The 22,247-nt window shown below is 67.2% G+C and carries 22 protein-coding genes; 13 read left to right on the plus strand and 9 right to left on the minus strand.

Features of this window, described 5'->3' with window-relative positions:
- Positions 1-27: 27 nt before the first annotated feature.
- Positions 28-618, minus strand: coding sequence for a GNAT family N-acetyltransferase (locus tag LCM32_RS02245; RefSeq protein ID WP_224819425.1), 591 nt, complete (start codon positions 616-618; stop codon positions 28-30).
- A gap of 92 nt (positions 619-710) precedes the next feature.
- The gene (locus LCM32_RS02250) at positions 711-1,004 is read right to left on the minus strand and encodes a GNAT family N-acetyltransferase (RefSeq protein ID WP_224819426.1); all 294 of its coding nucleotides are present in this window, start codon (positions 1,002-1,004) and stop codon (positions 711-713) included.
- A 95-nt stretch (positions 1,005-1,099) separates the two neighbouring features.
- Between LCM32_RS02250 and LCM32_RS02255 the strand changes: the two genes are divergently transcribed.
- The gene (locus tag LCM32_RS02255) at positions 1,100-1,948 is read left to right on the plus strand and encodes an urea carboxylase-associated family protein (protein ID WP_224819427.1); all 849 of its coding nucleotides are present in this window, start codon (positions 1,100-1,102) and stop codon (positions 1,946-1,948) included.
- A gap of 140 nt (positions 1,949-2,088) precedes the next feature.
- Here the strand turns inward: LCM32_RS02255 and deoD are convergent, their stop codons facing one another.
- The 5 genes from deoD to LCM32_RS02280 all read right to left on the minus strand — a co-directional run bounded on the left by deoD (position 2,089) and on the right by LCM32_RS02280 (position 7,048).
- Positions 2,089-2,793 (minus strand): purine-nucleoside phosphorylase, encoded by a 705-nt coding sequence (gene deoD, locus LCM32_RS02260; RefSeq protein ID WP_224819428.1) that lies wholly within the window; start codon positions 2,791-2,793, stop codon positions 2,089-2,091.
- Positions 2,790-3,908 (minus strand): LysR family transcriptional regulator, encoded by a 1,119-nt coding sequence (locus tag LCM32_RS02265; protein ID WP_224819429.1) that lies wholly within the window; start codon positions 3,906-3,908, stop codon positions 2,790-2,792. Before LCM32_RS02265 ends, deoD begins: the two co-directional genes overlap by 4 nt.
- A gap of 18 nt (positions 3,909-3,926) precedes the next feature.
- On the minus strand, positions 3,927-4,472 hold the full coding sequence (phaR, locus tag LCM32_RS02270) for a polyhydroxyalkanoate synthesis repressor PhaR (protein ID WP_224819430.1): 546 nt from the start codon (positions 4,470-4,472) through the stop codon (positions 3,927-3,929).
- A gap of 186 nt (positions 4,473-4,658) precedes the next feature.
- Positions 4,659-5,102 carry a phasin family protein gene (locus tag LCM32_RS02275; protein ID WP_224819431.1) on the minus strand — a complete coding sequence of 148 codons (444 nt, stop codon included), beginning with the start codon at positions 5,100-5,102 and terminating at the stop codon, positions 4,659-4,661.
- Between the two features lie 134 nt (positions 5,103-5,236).
- Entirely contained in the window at positions 5,237-7,048 is a 1,812-nt protein-coding gene (locus LCM32_RS02280) for a PHA/PHB synthase family protein (protein WP_224819432.1), read from the minus strand.
- A 108-nt stretch (positions 7,049-7,156) separates the two neighbouring features.
- On the opposite strand from LCM32_RS02280, the gene phaZ reads away from it, so the two are divergent.
- Positions 7,157-8,425, plus strand: a complete 1,269-nt coding sequence (gene phaZ / locus LCM32_RS02285) for a polyhydroxyalkanoate depolymerase (RefSeq protein WP_224819433.1) — start codon at positions 7,157-7,159, stop codon at positions 8,423-8,425.
- A gap of 80 nt (positions 8,426-8,505) precedes the next feature.
- Here phaZ and LCM32_RS02290 read toward each other — a convergent pair whose 3' ends face one another.
- Positions 8,506-8,970, minus strand: a complete 465-nt coding sequence (locus LCM32_RS02290; RefSeq protein WP_224819434.1) for a methylated-DNA--[protein]-cysteine S-methyltransferase — start codon at positions 8,968-8,970, stop codon at positions 8,506-8,508.
- Positions 8,971-9,120: 150 nt separating this feature from the next.
- Between LCM32_RS02290 and purU the strand changes: the two genes are divergently transcribed.
- Positions 9,121-10,005 carry a formyltetrahydrofolate deformylase gene (gene purU / locus LCM32_RS02295; RefSeq protein ID WP_224819435.1) on the plus strand — a complete coding sequence of 295 codons (885 nt, stop codon included), beginning with the start codon at positions 9,121-9,123 and terminating at the stop codon, positions 10,003-10,005.
- Positions 10,006-10,098: 93 nt separating this feature from the next.
- Here purU and LCM32_RS02300 read toward each other — a convergent pair whose 3' ends face one another.
- The gene (locus LCM32_RS02300; RefSeq protein WP_224819436.1) at positions 10,099-10,668 is read right to left on the minus strand and encodes a LuxR C-terminal-related transcriptional regulator; all 570 of its coding nucleotides are present in this window, start codon (positions 10,666-10,668) and stop codon (positions 10,099-10,101) included.
- Between the two features lie 91 nt (positions 10,669-10,759).
- On the opposite strand from LCM32_RS02300, the gene LCM32_RS02305 reads away from it, so the two are divergent.
- The 10 genes from LCM32_RS02305 to LCM32_RS02350 all read left to right on the plus strand — a co-directional run bounded on the left by LCM32_RS02305 (position 10,760) and on the right by LCM32_RS02350 (position 22,234).
- Entirely contained in the window at positions 10,760-11,935 is a 1,176-nt protein-coding gene (locus LCM32_RS02305) for an acetyl-CoA acetyltransferase (protein ID WP_224819437.1), read from the plus strand.
- Entirely contained in the window at positions 11,932-13,440 is a 1,509-nt protein-coding gene (locus LCM32_RS02310; RefSeq protein WP_224819438.1) for an AMP-binding protein, read from the plus strand. The genes LCM32_RS02305 and LCM32_RS02310 overlap by 4 nt, the downstream gene beginning before the upstream one ends.
- A 321-nt stretch (positions 13,441-13,761) precedes the next feature.
- Positions 13,762-14,742 carry a TRAP transporter substrate-binding protein gene (locus LCM32_RS02315; protein WP_224819439.1) on the plus strand — a complete coding sequence of 327 codons (981 nt, stop codon included), beginning with the start codon at positions 13,762-13,764 and terminating at the stop codon, positions 14,740-14,742.
- Between the two features lie 10 nt (positions 14,743-14,752).
- Positions 14,753-15,118: a cupin domain-containing protein gene (locus LCM32_RS02320; protein ID WP_224819440.1), complete on the plus strand. Its 366-nt coding sequence runs from the start codon at positions 14,753-14,755 to the stop codon at positions 15,116-15,118.
- A gap of 169 nt (positions 15,119-15,287) precedes the next feature.
- A complete protein-coding gene (locus tag LCM32_RS02325; protein ID WP_224819441.1) occupies positions 15,288-15,857 on the plus strand; it encodes a TRAP transporter small permease in 570 nt (189 codons plus the stop codon).
- Positions 15,854-17,131, plus strand: a complete 1,278-nt coding sequence (locus LCM32_RS02330; protein ID WP_224819442.1) for a TRAP transporter large permease — start codon at positions 15,854-15,856, stop codon at positions 17,129-17,131. Before LCM32_RS02325 ends, LCM32_RS02330 begins: the two co-directional genes overlap by 4 nt.
- A 1-nt stretch (position 17,132) precedes the next feature.
- Positions 17,133-17,873: an IclR family transcriptional regulator gene (locus LCM32_RS02335; protein WP_224819443.1), complete on the plus strand. Its 741-nt coding sequence runs from the start codon at positions 17,133-17,135 to the stop codon at positions 17,871-17,873.
- On the plus strand, positions 17,870-19,945 hold the full coding sequence (locus LCM32_RS02340; RefSeq protein WP_224819444.1) for a hydantoinase/oxoprolinase family protein: 2,076 nt from the start codon (positions 17,870-17,872) through the stop codon (positions 19,943-19,945). The genes LCM32_RS02335 and LCM32_RS02340 overlap by 4 nt, the downstream gene beginning before the upstream one ends.
- Positions 19,942-21,495 carry a hydantoinase B/oxoprolinase family protein gene (locus LCM32_RS02345; protein ID WP_224819445.1) on the plus strand — a complete coding sequence of 518 codons (1,554 nt, stop codon included), beginning with the start codon at positions 19,942-19,944 and terminating at the stop codon, positions 21,493-21,495. Before LCM32_RS02340 ends, LCM32_RS02345 begins: the two co-directional genes overlap by 4 nt.
- Positions 21,482-22,234 (plus strand): HpcH/HpaI aldolase family protein, encoded by a 753-nt coding sequence (locus tag LCM32_RS02350; protein ID WP_224819446.1) that lies wholly within the window; start codon positions 21,482-21,484, stop codon positions 22,232-22,234. Before LCM32_RS02345 ends, LCM32_RS02350 begins: the two co-directional genes overlap by 14 nt.
- Positions 22,235-22,247: the final 13 nt, after the last annotated feature.

Genomic DNA, 22,247 nt, shown 5'->3' on the forward strand with positions numbered 1-22,247 from the left:
GGGGGCGTCGCCCCCCGATCCGTGCCCTCACCCCGTGCCCAGCGGCTTGGTGATCAGGATCCACTCTGCCACCTCGCTCTCCCAGCCGTCCTTCTCGCAGGGCCGCCGTGCCACTTCGCCATAGCCGTGCCGGTCATAGAGCCGCCGCGCCCCGGTGTTGCTGTCCGCCACGATCAGGCTCATCAGCGCCAGCCCCTCGTTCCGGGCCAGTTCTTCCGCGATCCCCAGCAGGCCGCTTCCCAGCCCCCGGCCGCGGTGGCCCGGGTAGGTCGCCAGCACGTTCACGTACCAGCTGTCCGGGGCGAGGTTCTCCAGCTCCTGCAAGGGGCGGAAGAGCGCAGGCATGTCGTCGGGGATCGGCTCGGGATCGGGGCCGATGACATAGCCGGTGAGGCCCGCCACCGCATGTCCGTCGTGATCCGCCACGATGATCTCGCCTGCCATGGCCTTGGCGGCCTGCCGTCGGCGGCCGACCTCCCAGGGGTCCTCGCCGGGGCCTGCCAGCCCCTGCCAGACGACGAGAGGCAGCCCCTCGCCGGCAAAGAACACGAGGTCGGCCAGCTGGGCCGCATCCTCGGCGGTGGCGAGCCTGTAGGGCTCATGCAGGGTCAGGGTCATCTCCGGCTCTCCTCCCGGTCGCGACAGATACGCCGCCGGACCAGCATAGCAGGTTTCCCCCTCCGCCGCGCCTGCCGTGACGGGGCGGGCGGTCAACCGCCGTCGCGCACGTCCGCCCATTCGGGGTGCCGCCGGAACTGCGTCGCCGCGAAGGGGCAGAGCGGCAGGATCTTCCAGCCGCCCGCCCCGGCGTCCGCCACGGCCCGCAGCACGAGGGCCAGCCCGACGCCCTGCCCACGGAAGGCATCGGGCACTCCGGTGTGGTCGATGATGATCAGCCGCGCGCTGGCGCGGGAATAGGTCATCTCTGCCTCATCGCCGCCGTCGCGGTAGAGGTAGCGCCCCTTGCTGCCGGTCTCTTCCAGTTCGATGCGTTCGCTGTCCATGCTCGTCCTCCTGATCGCGCGGCCCCAGCCTGCGCGCCCGGCGCCGATGTCGCAATCTGCTTGATCGCACAGGCGCTGCGCGACATCTTTCCGCCATGACCCAGACCCATGCCCCCCTCGATGCCGAGCTGCGCCGCGCCATCGCGCCGGTGATCTGCTATCCCACCAACAGCCTGCCGCAGCCGGACCTGCCGCTCTATGCCCGGGCCCGCGCCACCGCGACGAAGGCGGGCGAGACCCTCGTGCCCGCCCGCGACGGCGGCAACTTCGAGGTGCCCGCCGGCAGCTTCTTCCGGATCACCTGCACCGGTGGCCCGCAGGTGGGCGATCTCAACCTCTGGAATGCCCATGACCTCTCCGAGGGGTTCTACTCCGGCAAGACCCGCGCCCTGCACGGCACCCATCTGACGGTCGGAGACCGGCTCTGGTCGCGTTTCCCGCACCTGCGCCCGATGGCGACGATCACGGCGGACACGCTCGACTGGTACGGCACCGATCCCCACGGCGGCCGGGTGCACGACGTGATCGGCACCCGCTGCGATCCCCATACCAACCATCTGCTGACCGGCCAGCACTACCACCACTGCTGCCAGTCCAACCTCACCCGCGCCCTGGCCGCGGCCCGCGGGCTGCCGCTGGCGGAGGCCGAGGTGACCACCCACGACGTGCTCAATGTCTTCATGTGCACGGGCTTCACCCCTGAGGGGCGCTACTTCATGAAGGCCAGCCCCGTGCGCCCCGGCGACTACCTCGAGTTCTTCGCCGAGATCGACCTGCTGGGCGCGCTCTCCGCCTGCCCGGGCGGGGATTGCAGCGCGGAACATTCCTCCGACGCCGCCCCCTGCCACCCGCTTCTGGTCGAGGTCTTCACCCCCGATCCCGCCAGCCTCGCCGGCTGGTCCATCCCCGCGCGCAACGGCTACGACGGCACCCACGGCACCTGAGGCCCCTGCACCGCGCGCAAGACAGGCCTCCACTGCGATTTCCGTTTCCCAAATATCCTCGGGGGGAATTGGCCCCGGAGGGGCCAAGGGGGGGCAGACAGCCCCCTAACCCGGCCGCCGCCCAAGCGGCACCACCGGGGTCAGGCGAAGGCCGCCTCCAGCGCGATCTCCACCATCTCGCCAAAGCTCGACTGCCGGTCCGCCGAGGGCAGCGCCTCGTGGCGCAGCAGGTGGTCCGAGACGGTCAACACGGCAAGCGCCCGGCAGCCGTAGCGCGCGGCGACCGTGTAGAGTTCCGCCGCTTCCATCTCCACGGCGAGGATGCCGTGGCGGGTCATCTGCTCGTTCAGGTCGGGGCGTTCGTCATAGAAGACATCGGCCGAGTAGATCCCGCCCGCGTGGACCCGCGTGCCCTTGGCCTGCGCCGAGGCCCAGGCTGCCTGCAGCAGACCGTAATCCGCGCAGGGGGCGAAGTTCAGCTCCTTGAAGAAGCCCTTCGACGGGGTCGAGATCGTGCTCGCCGTCATGGCGAGGATCACGTCGCGCAGCTGCACCGCCTCCTGCATCGCCCCGCAGGAGCCGATGCGGATCAGGGTCTTGGCGCCGAGATCGCGGATCAGCTCGTTGGCATAGATCGAGAGCGACGGCATCCCCATGCCGGAGCCCTGGATCGTGACCCGGTTGCCCTTCCACGTGCCGGTGTAGCCCAGCATGCCGCGGACCTCGTTCACCAGTTTCACGTCCTCGAGGAAGGTCTCCGCGGCCCAGCGGGCGCGGTAGGGGTCGCCGGGCATCAGGACGGTTTCGGCGATGTCCTGCGGTTCTGCGCCGATGTGGATGGTCATGAGGGGCTCTTCTCCGTGATCGTCGTGCGTGCGCCGGGATCATCGGCGGGCGCGGCGGCTTTGTCCATCCTCGCCCCGTCGTCAGGCTGGCCGTCCGCAGGGGCGTCCTGTCCCCCGTCGCGCGCGCCGCTGGCGCCATCCGCGACGGCGCCATGCAGGGTGACGCTGTCGGCCAGCACGGGGTGGGCGGCAAGCGCGGGGGCCAGCACTTCGCTTTCGAGCAGGGCGCGGGTTTCGGCGGCCAGCTCGGCGGGCAGATCGCCCAGAACCCCCTTGCGGGCCGACAGCACGATGCGGCGTGAGAGCGGCGCGAAGGGCAGGGGGTGAATCTCGAGATCCGGCATCAGCCGCCGGGCCCGCATCAGGGCCAGCGGCGGCAGGATCGTCCAGCCCGCGCCGCGGGACACGATGGCGAGGATAGCGTGGTAGCTGTCCAGTTCGAAGCGATGCGACAGCGTCAGGTTCTGCTGCGCCAGATGGGTCTGGATCAGCCGGCCCATGTAGTGCCGCGTGGTATAGAGCACGAGCGGGCGGTCCTGCAGCTGCGGCAGCAGCGGGGCCTCCGCGTCGAGCGCCCCGCGCGCAGCGGCCACGACGAAGCCCTCGGTCAACAGCGGATGCCGTTCGGCCCAATCCTCGGTCCCGCCCATCTCGGCGGCGACCACGAGGTCGAGCGCCTCCGATTCCATCTGGTCATGCAGGTAGTGGCTGGCCCCGGTTTCCAGCAGGAACTGGCAGCCGGTCAGCCTGTCGGCCATACGGGTCAGTAGGGCAGGGGTGACGTCGGCCTCGAGGTCCTCGATCATCCCCAGCCGCAGCCGGGTCAGGCGAAAGCGCCCGGCCTGCGCCAGTTCCGCGCGCGCCTGTGCGGCCTCATTCAGGATGGATTGCGCCCGGCGGCGAAAGACCTCGCCCTCGGGCGTCAGCTCCAGCGGGCGCGCGGAGCGGATCATCAGCGTGACCCCGAGCGCCGCCTCGAGGTTGGTCAGCTGCTGGCTGACGGCCGAGGGACTGGCCCCCAGCCGCCGTGCGGCGACCGAGATGGATCGTTCCTCGACCGTGGCCACGAAGACCTCGATCCCCCATAGGGTGATCCGTCCGGCGGGCGCGGTCATGGGCAATCCCTCTCGGGGTTACTCGTCCATGTCGGACAGTTTCTTCTGCAGTTCGGCGAGCTGCTTCTTGATCGCGGAGAGGTCGTCCTTCTCCTCGGTCTTTTCTTCCTCGCGGCCGGGGCCGGACCAGTTGTTGGCAAAGCCCGTGGTCATCGCCTTCAGGAAGGCTTCCTGCTGGGCCTGCATGGCCTCGAACCCGGGCATCTTGGCGGCCATCGGGTTCATCTCCAGCATCTTGGACTGGCCGTCCCGCAGCATCTCGAAAGAGGCGGCAAGGAACTGCGGCACCACCGACTGGGCCTGGGTCGTGTAGCTGCGCACGAGGTCCGTCAGGACGGCGAGCGGCAGGACATTTTCGCCGCGGCTCTCATGCTCTGCCACGATTTGCAGAAGGTATTGACGGGTCAGGTCGTCGCCGGATTTCAGATCGACGATCTGGACTTCGCGACCCTCGCGGATGAACCCCGCGATGTCGTCGAGCGTAACGTAATCAGACGTCTCCGTATTATAGAGACGGCGCGAGGCATAACGCTTGATCAAAAGAGGCTTGCTGGTATCTGCCACGGAAAACCCTCCCAAATGCAGCACTGCAGCGAAGCTTAAGTCAGCTTAGATAAAAAAGAAAGGGCGGGCACGTGGCCCGCCCAATCATCTGGCGCCCCTGATCAAGGGGGAGGAGCTACCGGGGCGCCGAGAGCGTTCCGGCCCTTCGCATCCGTATGGATCGGAAGGCCGGGGTGCTGTCGCGACTTACTTCGCGGCCGCTTTCTTGGCGGCAGTCGTCACGTCCTTGGTTGCCTTCTGAACGGCAGCCGAGGCTTCCTCGGTCATGTCCTTGCCGGCAGCCATCATCAGTTCGACGGTTTCCGACTGCAGCTTCTTTGCGATTTCTGCAAAGGCCGACATGTATTCCGAGGTTGCTTCGGCTTGGGCCGAGGCGAAATCGGTGATGGCTTTGGCGTAGTCTGCGGGCTCGGCCTTGGCTTTGGACAGGTCTGCCAGCTTGGTCAGGGTGTCCTTGGTCCATTTGGTCGAGACTTCGGTCGACTTGTCGGCGGCTTCCAGAGCGACGGCCGACATCTTCTCACCCAGCGATGCTTGGGTTTTGAAGGCGTCATCCATGACCGACATGTCCACGGGGAAGGCCCCCATCATGTCTTTCATCATGGTGGTGAAATCTTGAGTCTTTGCCATTGGTCTTTCCTCTCTTCGCTGTCCGGGCGGGCGGTCCCGGGGGTCATTTGCTGTTGAGAGGAATATGAATGCTGCGCCGCAGAAAATCAAGTCTTTCTTGCTGCGACGCAGAATATTTACACGGCCCGTCGGCGTCAGCTGGCCGCCATCATGGTCACGTATTTGCCCGGCGCGGGTCCGGTCGGGGGGTGGTTTTCATCGCCAGGTTCCCTTGCGGCAACCATTTTTCCCGATTTCTTGCCCAGCCATTCGGCCCAGCGGGGCCACCACGAACCCTCGTTGTAGGTCGCCCCGGCCAGCCAGCCATCGGCATCCTGCGACAGGTCCTCGTTGGTGTAGTGGCCGTATTTCTTCTTCGTGGGCGGGTTCACGATCCCCGCAACGTGCCCCGATTCGGAGACGATGAAGGTCCGGTCGCGCGACTTCGTCATCTGGTAGCCGCGGTAGCTGTCCTTCCACGCCGCGATGTGATCGCGCTCGCAGGTGACCGAGAAGGTGGGCACGGCGATGTCGCTGACATGCAGCGTCTCGCCGAAAAGCTCGATCCCCGTGGTGGTGAACTCGTTCCCCTGGCAGAGCTGGCGCAGATACTGGATCGCCATCTTGGCCGGAAGGTTGGTGCCGTCCCCGTTCCAGTGCAGCAGGTCGAAGGCGGGCGGGGCCTCGCCCATCATGTAGCTGCGGATCGCCGGGCCATAGATCAGGTCGTTGGATCGCAGGAAGGAGAAGGTGCGCGACATGATGTGGCTGCGCAGCACACCCTTCTCCCGGACCTCCGCCTCGATGGCGTCAACGAAGTCGTTCTGCAGGAAGGGCGTGAACTCCCCCTGTTCCGAGAAGTCGGTCAGCGTGGTGAAGAAGGTCGCCGACTTCACCGACTTGTCGCCGCGCTTCTTCATGAGCGAGAGCATCAGGCTCGTCGTCGTGCCCGCGATGCAATAGCCCACCACGTTCACCTGCTTTTGCCCGGTGATCGCCTTGGCCTCGTTGATCGCGGTGAGGAAGCCCTCTTCTATATACTCCTCCATCCCCACGTCCCGGTAGGTCTCGTCCGGGTTGATCCAGGACACCACGAAGAGCGTGAAGCCCTGATCGGTGATGTACTTGATCAGGCTGTTCTGCGCCTTGAGGTCGAGGATGTAGAACTTGTTGATCCACGGCGGGAAGATCACCAGCGGGATCGCGTGCACCTGTTCGGTGGTCGGCGTGTACTGGATCAGCTCCATCATACGGTTGCGATAGACGACCTCGCCCTTGGTGGAGGCGATGTTCTCGCCCATCTTGAAGGCCTTGTCGTCGGCCAGCTTGACGAGGAACTGGCCCTTGTTCGCCTCGATGTCGCTGACGAGGTTCTCATAGCCCTTCACCAGCGACTCACCCTCCGTCTCGATCGCGCGTTCCAGCGCGTCGGGGTTGGTGGCGAGGAAATTGGTCGGCGCCATCATGTCGACGATCTGGCGCGCGAAATATTTCAGGCGGCGCTTCTCGATCGGGTCGAGGTCCTCGGCGTCCTCCACCGCCTTGGAGATCGCCTGCGCGTTCAGCATGTACTGCTGCTTGATGAAGTTGAAGTAGGGATGGGTCTTCCACAGCGGGTTGGAAAACCGCCGGTCTTCCGGGGTCGAGTCGGGCGGTGCCTCGAATTTTCCCTTGGCCAGTGTCTGCTGTGCCTCAAGAAAATGTTTGACCGATTGGCCCCAGAACTCCAGCTGGTGCTCGAAGATGCGCGCCGGGTTCTCCATCGACTGGGCCCAGTAGGCATTCGCAGCATCTGCGAAAAGCGCGGTGTCGGGGGCGTTTAGCCCCGGGTTGGGCGTATCGCGCTTGGCCACCGCGGTGAAGAGGCGCTGCGTCAGCTCCTCCACCTTTGCGAGGTTCTCGTCGATCCGTTCCTTGGTGTCCGACGGGGCGTTGCTTTTACCCTCGGACGAGTGATCGGTTGCCATAGTGCCAAATCCCCCCTATTTTTCTGCCATGCAGCAAACGCAGTCGCGGCGCCAGCTCGGGGGGGCACCGCAGGCCGCGCGGGGCTTGCCCGAACAAGGAGACGCAATATGCGCTTTATGGCAACCTACGACCTTATGGAGACCATTCGCAACACGAACCAGTGGATGGCCTCCTCCGCCTCTTCGATTACCTCCTATCCTGCCTTCGCCGCGATCCCGAACCCGGCCCTGAAACTCTTCGGTGCCTGGGGCGAGGTGATGGAGCGTTCCTACAAGCGGATGGTGACCAAGCCGAGCTGGGGAATCTACACGGTCACCTGCGCTGACGGGCGCGATCACGTCGTCTCGGTCGAGACGGTGCTCAAGCGTCCCTTCGGCGACCTGATCCATTTCCGGGTGCAGGGCCGTGAAGAGAAGAAGCGGAAAATCCTGCTCGTCGCCCCGATGTCCGGCCACTACGCGACGCTTTGCCGCTCCACCGTGCTGAGCCTTCTGCCCGATTGCGAGCTTTACGTGACCGACTGGCACAACGCGCGCGACATCCCTGTCTCCGAGGGCAAGTTCGACGTTGAGGATTACACCCTCTACCTCGTCGACTTCATGAAGGAGCTCGGCCCCGACACCAACGTCATCGCCATCTGCCAGCCGGCGCCGCTGACGCTGGCCGCCGTGGCCTACCTCGCCGAGGAAGCGCCCGAGGCGCAGCCCGCGACCATGACGCTGATCGGCGGCCCGATCGACCCGGATGCCACCCCGACCGAGGTGACCGACTTCGGCAACCGCGTGACCATGGGCCAGCTCGAAGAGACGATGATCCAGCAGGTCGGCTTCAAGTATGACGGCGTGGGCCGCAAGGTCTATCCGGGCCTGCTGCAGCTGACCTCCTTCATCGCCATGAACGCCGATCGCCACGCCTCGGCCTTCGTGGACCAGATCTTCCGCGTCGCCCGCGGCGAGGCCTCGGACCACGATCACCATAACCGCTTCTACGACGAGTATCTGGCGGTGATGGACATGACGGCGGAATTCTACCTCTCGACGGTGGAGCGGATCTTCAAGAACTGCGAGATCGCCAAGAACGAGTTCACCGTGAACGGCAAGAAGGTCGACATCGGCGCGATCACCACCGTCGCCGTGAAGACCGTCGAGGGCGAGAAGGACGATATCTCGGCCCCCGGCCAGTGTGTTGCCGCGCTGCGGCTGATGACCGGCGTGCCGGACAGCAAGAAGAGCGAACACCTCGAACCGGGCGCGGGCCACTACGGCATCTTCGCCGGCTCGTCCTGGCGCAACAACATCCGTCCGCTGGTGCTGGAGTTCATCGACGCCAACGCGCGCAAGCCGCTGGCCAAGCCGCAGCTCGTCATCAACGAGTGACGCGGCAGACCCTGTCGGAGCTTTTGGACGGCCGCCCCCCGGGGCGGCCGTTTCGCGTTCCGGCCCGGGGCAGGGGGCGCTCAGATCAGCAGCCCGGCGGCCCCTTCATGGCGCAGCAGCGCGACCTTGGTCTCGACCCCGCCTGCTCCGGAGAACCCGCCAAGGCCAGTCGCCCCCAGCACCCTGTGGCAGGGGATGATCACCGGGATCGGATTGCCGCCGCAGGCCTGCCCGATGGCCTGCGCGGGCCGTCCCAGCCGTTTCGCCAGATCGCCATAGGTCCGGGTCTCGCCAAAGGGGATCGCCGCCATCTCGGCGCAGACCGCCTGCTGCAGGGCCGATCCTGCCACCCGCAAGGGCAGGTCGAAGACCTGCCTACTGCCCTCGAAATAGGCAGAGAGCTGGCCCGCGGCCTCCTCCAGCAGGGCGGCATCGGCGGCATCGCCCTCGCTCTCGGGCAGGCTGTCCCAGCCCAGCCGGGTGATCGCGCCCTCCCGTGCCTCCAGCACCAGACGGCCGACGGGGGTATCGATCGCGCGCAACATCGGCGCATCCTGCCCCTTGCACCGGGGCCCGGCAAGGGCCAAGGGAAGGGCGTGGGTCGCAACGTCTTCCGGGAATGTCGTTTCCGGCGCTGACGCTGGCCCGCAATCCGGCACATTGCCTGCAACACCGCCAGCTCACGAGGACCCTCCATGACCAGCATCGCCCTGACCGTCCAATGCGAAAGCCGCCGCGGCATCGTCGCCGGTATCTCGGGCTTCCTCGCCGAGCACGGCTGCAACATTTCCGACAGCCACCAGTTCGACGATCAGGAGACCGGCCAGTTCTTCATGCGCGTCACCTTCGCCAGCGAGACCGGCGCCAGCCAGCCCGACCTCGAGGCCGCCTTCGCCCCGCTGGCGCAGGAGTTCGGCATGACCTTCGCCTTCCACGACCAGTCGGAGAAGATGAAGGTCATCATCATGGTCTCGCGCTTCGGCCACTGCCTGAACGACCTGCTCTACCGCTGGCGCATCGGCGCGCTGCCGATCGACATCGTGGCGGTGATCTCGAACCACATGGATTACCAGAAGGTCGTGGTGAACCATGACATCCCCTTCCACTGCATCAAGGTGACGAAGGAGAACAAGCCGCAGGCCGAATCCGCGATCATGGACGTGGTGCGGGAAACCGGCGCCGAGCTGATCGTGCTGGCCCGCTACATGCAGATCCTCTCGGACGAGATGTGCCAGAAGATGTCGGGCCGGATCATCAACATCCACCACTCCTTCCTGCCCTCCTTCAAGGGCGCGAACCCCTACAAGCAGGCCTACGAGCGCGGCGTGAAGCTGATCGGTGCGACGTCCCACTACGTGACCGCCGACCTCGACGAGGGTCCGATCATCGAACAGGACACCGTCCGTGTCACCCATGCGCAATCGCCCTCGGACTATGTCAGCCTCGGCCGCGACGTAGAGGCGCAGGTGCTGGCCCGCGCGATCCACGCGCACATCCACCACCGCGTCTTCCTGAACGGCAACAAGACCATCGTCTTCCCGGCCTCGCCGGGGGGCTATGCCTCCGAACGCATGGGCTGAGGCCCGGGGACGGCGTTGATTGCATGGGGGCCGGGGCAGACCCGCGGCCCCCATTTTCGTTTCCCAAATATCCCCGCCGGAGGCTAGAATCTCTCAGCCTCCGGTGCCGATCTCGGGCAGCCCGCTCAGGCGCGCCACGCATTCGGCGGTGTTCTTCGTTCCCAGCTTCTCGTTCAGCTTCGCCCGGTGCGCCTCGACCGTGCGCGGCGAGATCGTAAGCAGCCGGGCGATGTCCTTCGAGGTCCGCCCCTCGGTCAGCAGCATCGCCACCTGCCGCTCCCGGCGCGTCAGCTGCACGAGGGGGCGGCTCTCCGAGATATCCGTCATGCACCAGACCGCGCGGGCGAAGGGATCGCCGGGCGTGAGCGAGCGGCCCTCGACCCGGCACCAGAAATGGCTCCCGTCGCGGCGGCGCATGATGCGGGTGTCGCCATAGCGCCCGGTCTCGCGCATCTCGGCCTGTCCGATCTCGCCGATGCGGCGGTATTCCTCGGCAGAGGGGTAGAGCCGTGACAGCGACTTCCCCGCGAGGTCGGCGGGCGCATAGCCGAAGATCGCGGCGAATTCGCCGTTGCAGGTCTCGATCTCCCGGTACCGGGTGACGGCTAGGCCCACGGGGGCGAGGTCGAAGGCGAGGCGCATCGCCTCCAGCCGGTCGGTCACGCAGCACCTCCTCCGAAACCGCGTAGTTTTCCCAATGGGCCTTTGCGGCCCCTCGGGTCTACTATGACCGTCAGCTAGTGGAGGAGACAAGATGGACACCAAGGACGCCTGCATCGTCGGCTGGGGGCACACCCCCTTCGGCCGCCGCGAGGAAGACCTAGAGGGGCTGATCGGCCTCGCCGTGAAGGAAGCGATCGAGAGCGCCGGGATCGAGGCCTCCCAGATCGACGGGATCTGGCTGGGGCATTTCAACGCCGGGATGGTGCGCGACGGCTTCGCCTCCTCGCTGGCCCTGCAGGTGGATGACGCGCTGCGCTTCACCCCCGCGACCCGCTGCGAGAATGCCTGCGCGAGCGGCTCGGCCGCGCTCCATGCGGCGCGCAATGCGATCCGGGCGGGCGAGGCAAAGGTGGCGCTGGTGATCGGGGCGGAGAAGATGACCGCGCTGGACACCGCCGGTGTGACCGATGCGCTGATGCAGGCGGGCTATGCCAAGGAGGACGACGGGCAGAGCTTCCCGATGATCTTCGCCCGCTTCGCGGAGAGCTATTTCCAGCGCTACGGCGATCATTCCACCACGCTGGCCAAGATCGCCGCCAAGAACCACCGCAACGCGCTTGCGAACCCGCTGGCCCATCTGCGCAAGGATCTGGGCGAAGAGTTCTGCAACACGGTGAGCGACAGGAACCCGATGATCGCGCCGCCCTTGCGGATGAGCGATTGCTCCCTGATCTCGGACGGGGCGGCGGCGCTGATCCTCGTGGCCGACGACATGGCAGCGGAGTTCGACCACGCCATCGGCTTCCGGGCGGCGGTGCAGGTGAACGACTACCTGCCCATGTCCCGGCGCGAGCTGCTGGATTTCCCCGGCCCGGCAGAGGCCTTCCGCCGCGCCTATGCGGCCGCGGGCGTGGGGGTGAAGGACCTCTCCTTCGCAGAGGTGCATGATTGCTTCACCATCGCCGAGCTGCTCAGCTACGAGGCCATGGGGCTGGCGCCCAAGGGGCAGGGCGCGCGCGCCATCGAGGAGGGCACCGTGCTGAAGGGCGGCGCCCTGCCGGTGAACGTCTCGGGCGGGCTCAAGGCCAAGGGGCATCCGGTGGGGGCCACCGGGGTCTCGATGCATGTGCTGGCCGCGCGGCAGCTGGCCGGGCAGGCGGGCGAGATGCAGCTGCCCGGGGCCGAGCTGGGCTGCGTCTTCAACATGGGCGGCTCGGGCGTGGCGAACTATGTCTCGATCCTCGAAAGGGTCGGGGGCAAGGCATGAACCCGGCCGAATGGCTGGCCCGCAGCGCCGCGCGCGATCCCGCGCGCCCGGCGCTGCTGGCGGGGCGGGAGGTCGTCGCGGATTATGGCGCTTTCGCCGCCCGGGCGGCTGCCGTGGCAGGGGGGCTGGCGGCGCGCGGGATCGGGCCCGGCGACCGGGTGGCGGTCTTTGCCAAGAACAGCCCGGAGTACCTAATCGCGCTCTATGGCATCTGGTGGCGCGGCGCCGTGGCGGTGCCGGTGAATGCCAAGCTGCACCCGCGCGAGGCGGCTTTCATCGTGGAGGATGCAGGCGCTGCGCTGCTGCTCTGCGATGAGGGCTATGCGGCGGCGCTGGAGGCGCTCTGCCCGGGCTGCGCGGTGGTTCCCCTCGGCGGGGCGTCGTGGCAGGCGCTGGAGGCCGCGCCGCCGCAGGTGCTGCCCCATGCCACGGCGGCGGAGGAGCTGATCTGGCTCTTCTACACCTCCGGCACCACCGGCAAGCCAAAGGGCGTCATGCTGGAGGCGCGGCATCTGGAGGCGATGACGCTGGGCTATTTCGCCGATGTGGACGCGGTGACGGCGCAGGACGCGGCGCTCTATGCCGCGCCCATGTCCCACGGCGCGGGGCTCTACAACTTCATGCATGTGATCATGGGCGCGCGCCATGTCATCCCGCTCTCGGGCGGGTTCGACGCCGGCGAGGTGCTGGAGCTTGCGGCGGATCTGGGCAATGTCTCGATGTTCGCGGCGCCCACGATGGTGCGGCGGCTGGTGGACGTGGCGCGGGCGCGGGGCAGCCGGGGCGAAGGGCTCAAGACCATCGTCTATGGCGGCGGGCCGATGTACGTGGCCGATATCACCGAGGCGGTGGAACTGATGGGGCCGCGCTTCGTGCAGATCTACGGGCAGGGCGAATGCCCCATGGCGATCACCGTGCTGGGCCGGGAGGAGGTGGCCAACCGGTCCCGCCCGGACTGGCGTGCAAGGCTGGGCTCCGTCGGGCGGGCGCAGAGCACCGTGCGGGTGCGCGTGGCCGATGCCGAGGGGCGCGACCTGCCACCGGGCGAGGTGGGCGAGATCCTCGTGCAGGGCGCGCCGGTGATGCGCGGCTACTGGCGCCGGGCCGAGGCCTCGGCTGAGACGCTGAAGGGCGGATGGCTCTGGACCGGGGACATGGGCGCGCTGGACGACGCGGGCTACCTGACGCTGCACGACCGCTCGAAGGATGTGATCATCTCGGGCGGCACGAACATCTACCCGCGCGAGATCGAGGAGGCGCTGCTGGAGCATTCGGCGGTCACCGAGGTTTCGGTCATCGGGCGGCCCGATCCGGAGTGGGGCGAAGTCGTGGTGGCCTACGTCGTGGGCGCGGCGGAGCCCGGGGCGCTGGATGCGCTTTGCCTTGAGCGGATCGCGCGGTTCAAGCGGCCGAAGGCCTATGTGTTCCTGCCGGCGCTGCCGAAGAACAACTACGGTAAGGTGCTGAAGACCGAACTGAGAGCGATGGACGCGGAGAGCGTCTGAGCTGCGTTCGGCGGGACGTGGCTGCGCCTGCGGCGGGAAACGATTGCGCCTGCGGCGGGCGGGGAGAGGGGGTTGTCTGCCCCCTCTTGCGGGTCTGCGACCCGCAATTCACCCCCGAGGATATTTGGGAACAGTGGATGAGAAAGGCCGGGCCACGCAGGTGGGTTGGTCTTTTTTTGTTTTGTATCAGGGGGATGTGGGGAGGGTGTAAGTGGCACAAGCGGATCGTTGACAGAATCTGATTCGCGGTGTTTCATTATTGTATAGCGTGTTTTGAGGAGTGAAACAACACGCTTTGACATAAAGGGGAGGAGGCCCTTCATGAAACTGTTCAGTCTGACGGCTGTGCTTGCCTGTGCCTTGCCGGTTGCGGGGATGGCGCAGGAAGTGACGATCAAGATGGGGCATGCCGCCTCGTCGAAACATATCTTCCAGCAGGGGCTGGAGATCTTTGCCGAGAAGGTGGCGGAGAAAACCGATGGCGCGGTCAAGGTGGAGGTCTATGGCGACCGCCAGCTGGGCGACGACAAGCAGCTGCTGGAGGGGCTCCAGATCGGGCTCATCGACGGGGCGCTGGTGTCTTCGGCGACCCTGCCGCTGGTGCTGGGCACCGCGGGCTTCGACGCGCTGCAGCTGCCCTTCGTGGTGGGCAGCTACGAGCAGCTCTCGGAGGTGCTGACCTCGGATCTGGGCGATACGCTTCTGGCGACGCTGGATGACAGCTCGATCAAGGGGGTGGGCTTCGTCGAGGCGGGGCAACGGCACTTCCTGACCCGGGGAGCGGCGGTCACCTCGACCGACGGCTTTGGCGGGCTGAAGACCCGGATCGTGCCGATCCCGCTGCACAAGGCGATCTGGGAGGCCATCGGCGTCAACCCGATCGGCATGGCTTATGGCGAGGTCTATTCGGCGCTGGAGACCGGCACCATCGACGCAGTGGAGATCAACCTCTCCTCGATCCAGTCGGAAAGCCTCTATGACGCGGCCAAGAACGTGACCATGACCGGCCATTACTTCTGGCCCGGGGTGATCATGCTGTCCGGCATGACCTGGGACAAGCTGAGCGCCGACCAGAAGACCGCCGTGGAGGCTGCCGGCAAGGAAGCCACCACCGAGGCCTATGCCCTCGCCGCCAGCCAGGAGGCCGATACCCGCGCCTACCTGGAGGAAAACGGCGTGACGGTGTCGGAGCTCTCGGACCTCGACAAGATGCAGGCGGAAACCGCGGCCGTCGTGGACAGCTGGATGGAGAAGGACCCGCTGATCGGCGAGTTCGTCGCGGCCTTCCGGTCCGAGAAGTGAGGGCGCAGGGATGAGCACGAGCGTCTACCGCTGGACCGAACTGCCCCGCGAGGATGTGCGCCCGGGGGTCTCCCGGACCGCGTTCCGGGGCGACGGGGCCATCATGGTCATGAACTGGCTGGAGCCGGGAATGGAAAAGAAACCCCATTCCCACCCCTTCGAGCAGCTCGCCTATATCCTGCAGGGGCGCGTGCGCTTCGAGATCGGCGAGGACGTGGTCGAGGTGGGCGCGGGCGAGGTCGTGCGCATCCCCCCCGACGTGGTCCATGCCGGCGAGGCGCTTGGCGAGGAGGTTGCGATCAACCTCGACGTCTTCGCGCCTCCACGGGCCGACTACCTGCACCTGACGGAGTACCAGGAGAAGGACTTCTCCTGACCTGATCCGTCGCGCGGGCGGCCCCGCTGCCCGCGCCATTCCGAATTTCAAAAGACCGTCCCGCGAGCGCTGCGCGGGGACGGGCCCGCGTGGCCTGTCCCCCGGCGCCCTGCACCCCGGCGCCAGGGCGCCCGCAAGACCCGGCGCCCGAGCGCCTGAAGGAGGAAGAATGACCCATATGTCCATCCAGAGGCCGTTCCGCATGGCCCTGCGTTGGCTTCTGGTCACGCTGGTCGGCGCGCTGCTGACGCTGATGATCGTGCAGGTCGTGCTGCGCTACGGGTTCAACGCCTCGCTCCTCTGGGCCGAGGAGATGTGCCGCTACATGCTGATCTGGCTCTCGTTCCTGGCGGCCGTGCTGGCCTTCGAGCGGGGCGAGGTCGCCTCGCTCACCTTCCTGGCCAATGCCCTGCCGCGGGTGCCCGCGCTGCTGCTGGCCGCACTCTGCGCGGCGCTTTCCATGGCGCTGTGCCTGCTGCTGGTCTGGTACGGCTGGCTTTATGCCGAACGCGCGGGCCGCGCGGTGATCCCCGCCATGCGCTTCATCCTTGAGGATATCTTCGGCGAGAACGCCCCGCAGGCGCCCGGCACCTTCTGGGTCTATGTCGCGCTGCCGGTGGGCATGGGCCTGCTGGCGCTGCGGCTGCTGGGGGACCTCGTCCTGTGCCTTGCGGCGATCCCGCGGGGCGAGACGCTGGGCCAGGTGCTGGACCGCGGGCAGGAGGGGCTTGTCGAATGACCCTCTACCTCGTGATCTTCGTCGGCGCGATGGTGCTGGGCATTCCCATCGCCTTCTCGCTGGGGCTGTCCTCGGTGGTCTACCTCTTTGCCTTCGACCGCTGGCAGCTGATGATCGGCTTCCCGCAGAAGATGATCGCCGGCATCGATAATTTCGTCCTGCTGACGATCCCCTTCTTCATCCTCGCAGGCAACCTGATGAATTCGGCCGAGCTGACGCGCCAGATCGTGCGCTTTGCCCAGATGCTGGTGGGCCGCGTGAAGGGCGGGCTGGCCGTGGTGAACGTCGTCGCCTCGATGATGTTCTCGGGCGTGTCGGGGGCGGCCACGGCCGAGGCCTCGGCCATCGGGTCGATCATGATCCCGGCCATGGTGCGCGACGGCTACAAGGCGGCCTATGCGGCGGCGCTGACCGCGACGGGGTCGATCCTCGGGCCGCTGGTGCCGCCCTCGCTGTCGCTGATCCTTTACGGCGTGCTGACGGGCACCTCGATTTCCGACCTGTTCCTTGCAGGCATCGTGCCGGCCTTCGCGCTCTGCGCCCTGCTGATCTGCTATGCGCTGTGGCGCGCCAAGGTGGAGGACCACCCGCTGCCCGAGGCGATCCCGGCGGAGGAACGCAAGGGGCTGGCGATCAAGGCGCTGCCCGCGCTGCTGCTGCCCGTGATTATCGTCGGCGGCATCCGCACCGGGGTCTTCACCCCGACCGAAGCCGCCGCCGTGGCCGCGCTCTATGCGCTGATCATCGGCGGGCTGCTCTATCGCACTCTGACCGGGGCCAAGATCGCGCAGGCCTTCTATGACACCGCGACCATGACGGCGGGGGTGATGCTGATCGTGGCGATGGCCTCGATGACGGCCTTCATCCTCGGGATCGAGAACATCCCGCGCGCCATCGCCGCCGCCCTGCGCGGCGTCAGCGAGGAGCCCTGGGTGCTGATCCTGCTCCTGAACCTCGTGCTGCTGGTGCTGGGGCTCTTCCTCGAACCGCTGGCGGCTCTGGTGCTGGCGATGCCGATCCTGAACGAGATCTTTCCGCTGCTTGGCATCGACGCGGTGCAGTTCGGGATCATGGTCGTGCTGAACCTGATGATCGGGATGATCACGCCGCCGGTGGGGCTGTGCCTCTTCATCGTTTCGGCCATCGGCAAGCAGCCCTTGGAGAAGGTCGCGCTGGCGATCCTGCCGATGATCGCGATCTGCCTGATCACGCTGCTGCTGGTGGCCTTCATCCCGGCGCTGACCCTCAGCCTGCCCGCGCTTCTGGGAGGATAACATGGGCGATATTTCCAACTCCAACACGACGAACCAATCCACCGTGGCGGCCTTTGCCATTCTGGAGGAAATGGCCCGGGTGGCCGAACCTTCGCGGGTGACGGATCTGGCCAACACGCTGGGGATGCCGCGGGCGCGGATCTACCGCTACCTGCAGACGCTGGTGACGCTGGGCTATGTCCGGCAGGACCCCGAGACGGAGCGTTACCGGCTGACGCTGAAGCTCTTCCACCTCGGGCAGGCGATCGCGGACGGTACCCAGCTGACCGCCGCCGCGCGCCCGATCATGCAGGCGCTGCGCACGCAGGTGCAGCAGACCGTCACCCTCTCGATCCCCGAGGCCAGCGGCATGCGTGTCCTCGACATCTTCCGGATCGAGACGCCGGTGCAGATCGTCACCAAGCCCGGTGCGGTGCTGCCGCTTGAGACCTCGGCGCAGGGCAAGCTGGCGCTTGCCTACTGGGCGCCGGTGGCGGGCCGTGACCTGCCCGAGCCGCTGACGTCTCAGGTGGCGGAGGCGCGGCGCAAAGGCTGGGCGGTGGCGCCACAGGAAACCCTGCCGGGCGTGAACGCCGTCTCGGCCCCGATCTTCGACATCGAGGGACGCTTCGTGGCGACGGTGACCATCGTCGGCTCGGTGCAGCACCTCACCCCGGAACCGGCGGAGGCCTTCGTGGTCGCCGTCACGCGCGCGGCCCGCGAGATCTCGGCCGAACTTGGATGCATGGAGTACCCCGTATGACCCGATATTCCCTCGCCATCGACATCGGCGGCACCTTCACCGATGCGGTCCTGCTGGCCGACGATGGCCGCAGCTTCGTGGACAAGACCCTGACCACCCACAACAACCTGCTGGAAGGCTTCTTCCGCGGGGTGGAGCTGGTCACCGGCCACGCGGGCATCGCGCCCACCGACGTGGACGACGTGGTGGTCCATGCCACGACCGTGGTGACCAACGCGCTGATCGAGCGGAAGGGCCCGCCGGTGGGGCTGATCCTGACGGAGGGCTTCCGCGATATCCTCTATATCCGCGAGGAGCACCGCTATGACATGTACGATCCCCAGATCGAATTCGCCGAGCCGCTGATCCCGGCGGAACGCACCTTCACCCTGAAGGAACGCACCTATGCCGATGGCAGCGTGGGCGTGGCGGTGGACCGCGACGAGGTCCGCAAGGTCATCGCGGAGTGCCGCGCCAAGGGTGTCGTCTCTGTCGCGGTCTGCCTGCTGAATGCCTACCGCAACGGGGGGAACGAGGAAGAGGTGCGCCGCGTCTTTGCCGAGGAAGCGCCGGAGATCTATGTCTCACTCTCCTCCGTCATCGCGCCGCAGATGCGGGAATACCTGCGCGCCTCGACCGTGGCGATCAACGCCTACACGGTGCCGATCACGCGGCCCTACCTGACCGCGCTGATCGCCGAGCTGAAGGCGCGCGGCTTCAAGCAGCAGCCGCTGATCATGCTATCGAACGGCGGGGTGATCGGGGCGGAACGCGCCTCCACCATGCCGGTGCGGATGATCGAAAGCGGGCCTGCGGCGGGGGCACTGGTGGCCTGCTACTTCAGCCGGATCTTCGGCATTCCCGACCTCATCAGCTTCGACATGGGGGGCACTACGGCCAAGGCCTGCATGGTGCAGAACCACGAACCGCTGGTCACCGGCACCTTCGAGGTCGACCGCCGCTATCGCTTCAAGCCCGGTTCCGGCATGCCGATCACCGTGCCCTCCATCGACATGATCGAGATCGGGGCCGGGGGCGGCTCCATCGCCTGGGTGAACGACCTGGGCCTGCTGAAGATCGGACCGGAATCCGCGGGCTCCATGCCCGGGCCGGTCTGCTATGGCCGCGGCGGCGAAGACCCCTGCGTGACCGATGCGGACCTCGTTCTTGGCATCCTGAACGCGGAACGCTTCCTCGGCGGCGACATGCAACTGAACCTTGCGGGCGCCGAGGCGGCCTATGACAGGCTGGGCGAGACGCTGAACCTGCCGCGCCACAAGGCGGCATGGGGTGTCTTCGAGGTGGTCTGCGAGCAGATGGCCGCCGCCACCCGCACCCATGCGACGGAGCGCGGCATCGACTACCGCGGCCTGCCGCTGCTGGCCTTCGGCGGAGCGGGCCCGGTCCATGCCTGCATGGTGGCTGAGCTGACCGAAAGCTCCAAGGTGATCTATCCGCCGCTGGCCTCGGTCCTCTCGGCCTTCGGCACGCTGGTGACACCGGCGCAGATCGACCTGGTGCGCAGCCATGTGGCCACGCTGGACACCATCGACTGGTGCGGGGTCGACAGCGTGCTCGACAGCATGATCCTCGAAGGCTCCACCGCACTGGCCGAGGCAGGCATCCGCGAGGATGAGTTCAACTTCGCCTTCGCGGCCGAGATGCGCTACCTCGGCCAGCAGTCCGAGGTGCGGATCGACCTGCCCGCCGACCCGCGCAAGATGCGCGACGCGCAGGCGATCAAGGACCTGTTCGAGGCGGAATACGACAAGCAGTACGGCCTCAAGCTCGACGGGATGGAGATCGAGATCGTGAACTGGCTGGTCACGGCCTCTGGCCGCCAGCCGAAGCGCGATCCGGGTCAGGCGGGCCTCGACGGCGACCGGGGCGAGGAAACGCGCCCCGTCTACATCAAGGGCGACGCGCAGGAGGTGCCGGTCTGGCAGCGCCGCGCGATCACCGAAGAGGACCGTATCGCAGGTCCGGTCATCATCGAAGAACGGGAAACGACGATCTTTGTCCTCGGCGGCTGGGTCGTGACACGGCACGAGAGCGGCAGCCTCGTGGCCGAGAAGACGGGAGAAGCAGCATGAGCATGGATGGCGTCGAACTTCAGATCCTCTGGTCGAACCTGATCGGGATCGTCAGCGAACAGGCCCGCGCGTTGCAGCGCATCGCCTTCTCGCCCATCGTCCGCGAGGCGGGCGACCTTGCCAACGGCCTCTTCGATGAACAGGCGCGCATGGTGGCGCAGGCCGTGACCGGCACGCCGGGGCATATCAACTCGCTGGCGGCGGCTGCGCGCAACCTGCTGGAAAACTGCGACCGCGACAGCCTGAAGCCGGGCGACGTGCTGATCACCAATGATCCGTGGATGTCCGCGGGCCACTTCTTCGACATCACCGTGCTGTCGCCGATCTTCAGGGGCGAACGGATCATCGGCTATGCCGGCTCCACCATCCACCACGCGGATATCGGTGGCTATGGCATCGGCTCCGGCGCGCGGGACATCCACGAGGAGGGGCTCTGGATCCCCACCATGAAGCTCTACGAGGCGGGCAAGCCGAACGAGACGCTGTTCCAGATCATCCGCCGCAACGTGCGCACGCCCGATGCGCTGATGGGCGATCTTGGCGCGCAGGTGTCCTCGGGCATCATCGCCTCGGACCGGCTGAATGCGCTGTGCGACCGCTATGGGCTGGATGACATCGCGGAACTGTCGGAGGAGATCATCGCCCGGTCCGAAAAGGCCACGCGCGACGCGATCCGCAAGCTGCCGGGCGGGACCTATCACGGCGCCTCCACCTTCGACGTGCCGGGCGGGCAGACGATCACGCTCAAGACCGCCGTCACGGTGGATGCCGAGGCGGGCGAGATCGTGGTAGACTTCGACGGGTCGTCGCCGCCGTCCTCCATGGGGATCAACGTCGTGCCTGCCTATACCCACGCCTATGCCACCTTCGCCGTGCGCTCCTCGCTGAACCCGGACCTGCCGAACAACGCGGGCTCGCTGGCGCCGATCCGTCTGAAGCTGCCCGAGGAATGCGTGGTGAACGCCAAGTATCCCTCGCCGGTGAACGCGCGCCACGTGGTCGGCATGTATGTGCCCTTCCCGATCCTCAAGGCGCTCGCGCAGGTGATCCCCGACAGCGTGGTGGCGGAAGGGTCCGGCGCGGTCTGGACCGTGCAGATCCAGGGCAAGGACAAGGAGGGGCGGCCCTTCACCTCCTCCATGTTCAACTACTCAGGCGGCATGGGCGCGCGGGCGTCCAAGCCGGGCATCTCGGCGGTGTGCTATCCCACCGGCGTCTCGGCCGTGCCGGTGGAGGTGCTGGAGGCGACCTATCCCATCGCATTTACCTGCAAGGAGCTGGAACACGGCTCGGGCGGGGCAGGGCGGCAGCCGGGCGGCGATGGCCAGCGGATTGGCTACCGCATGCGCACCGGGCGGTCGTGGCTGCTGAACACGATCCCCTCGCGGTTGAAGTCGGGCCCGGAGGGCCTGCTGGGGGGCAGCGACGGCAAACCGGGGGTGTTCCAGATCAACGGCGAAAGCGTCGAGGACACCCGCAAGCGCGAGATGCAGGCGGATGACGAGGTCTTCATGATCACCCCCGGGGGCGGCGGCTATGGACCCGCGTGAGGCCTTTGCCCGCCGCCTGCGGGCAGGCGATCCGCTGACCGGGACCTTCGTGAAATCGCAGGACCCGGCGACGGTGGAAATCCTCGGGCAGGCGGGTTTCGACTGCCTGATCCTCGACGCGGAACACGCGCCCTATGACCGCGGCACGCTGGCGCTGATGCTGATGGCGGCGCGGGCGGCGGGGATCGCGGCGCTGGTCCGCGTGCCCTGCGAGGTGCCGTGGATCGCCACCGCGCTGGATGCGGGGGCAGCGGGCGTGATGGTGCCGCAGGTGCGCGACGCGGATCACGCGCGCGCCCTCGTGCGGGCGATGCGGTTCGCGCCCGACGGCGACCTCGGCTTCTCGCCCTCCACGGCGGGGGCGGGCTATGGCGCGCGGGGGATCGCGCGCCACCATGCGCAGCAACAGAAGGAAGCGGTGCTGATTTGCCAGATCGAGGACCCGAAGGCGGTGGAGAACGCGGGCTGGATCGCCTCTGTCCCCGGCGTCGATGCGCTGCTGGTGGGGCCGGTGGACCTGGCCGTCTCCGCGGGCGAGACCGATCCCGCTGCGCCCGCCGTGCAGGAGATGTGCCGCAGGGTGATCTCGGCGCAGGGGGCGGCGACGGGGCTCTTCCTCGGACAGCCCGCACAGGCCGGGCAATGGCGCGAGATCGGGGCCAGCCTCTTCATCCTCGGCACCGATCAGGGGTTCCTGATGCAGGGCGCGCGGGGCGCGGTGACGGCCTTTCGCGGCTGATCCACCGGCCTGC

This window comes from Pseudooceanicola nanhaiensis, assembly GCF_020171315.1.
GTDB lineage: Bacteria > Pseudomonadota > Alphaproteobacteria > Rhodobacterales > Rhodobacteraceae > Pseudooceanicola > Pseudooceanicola nanhaiensis_A.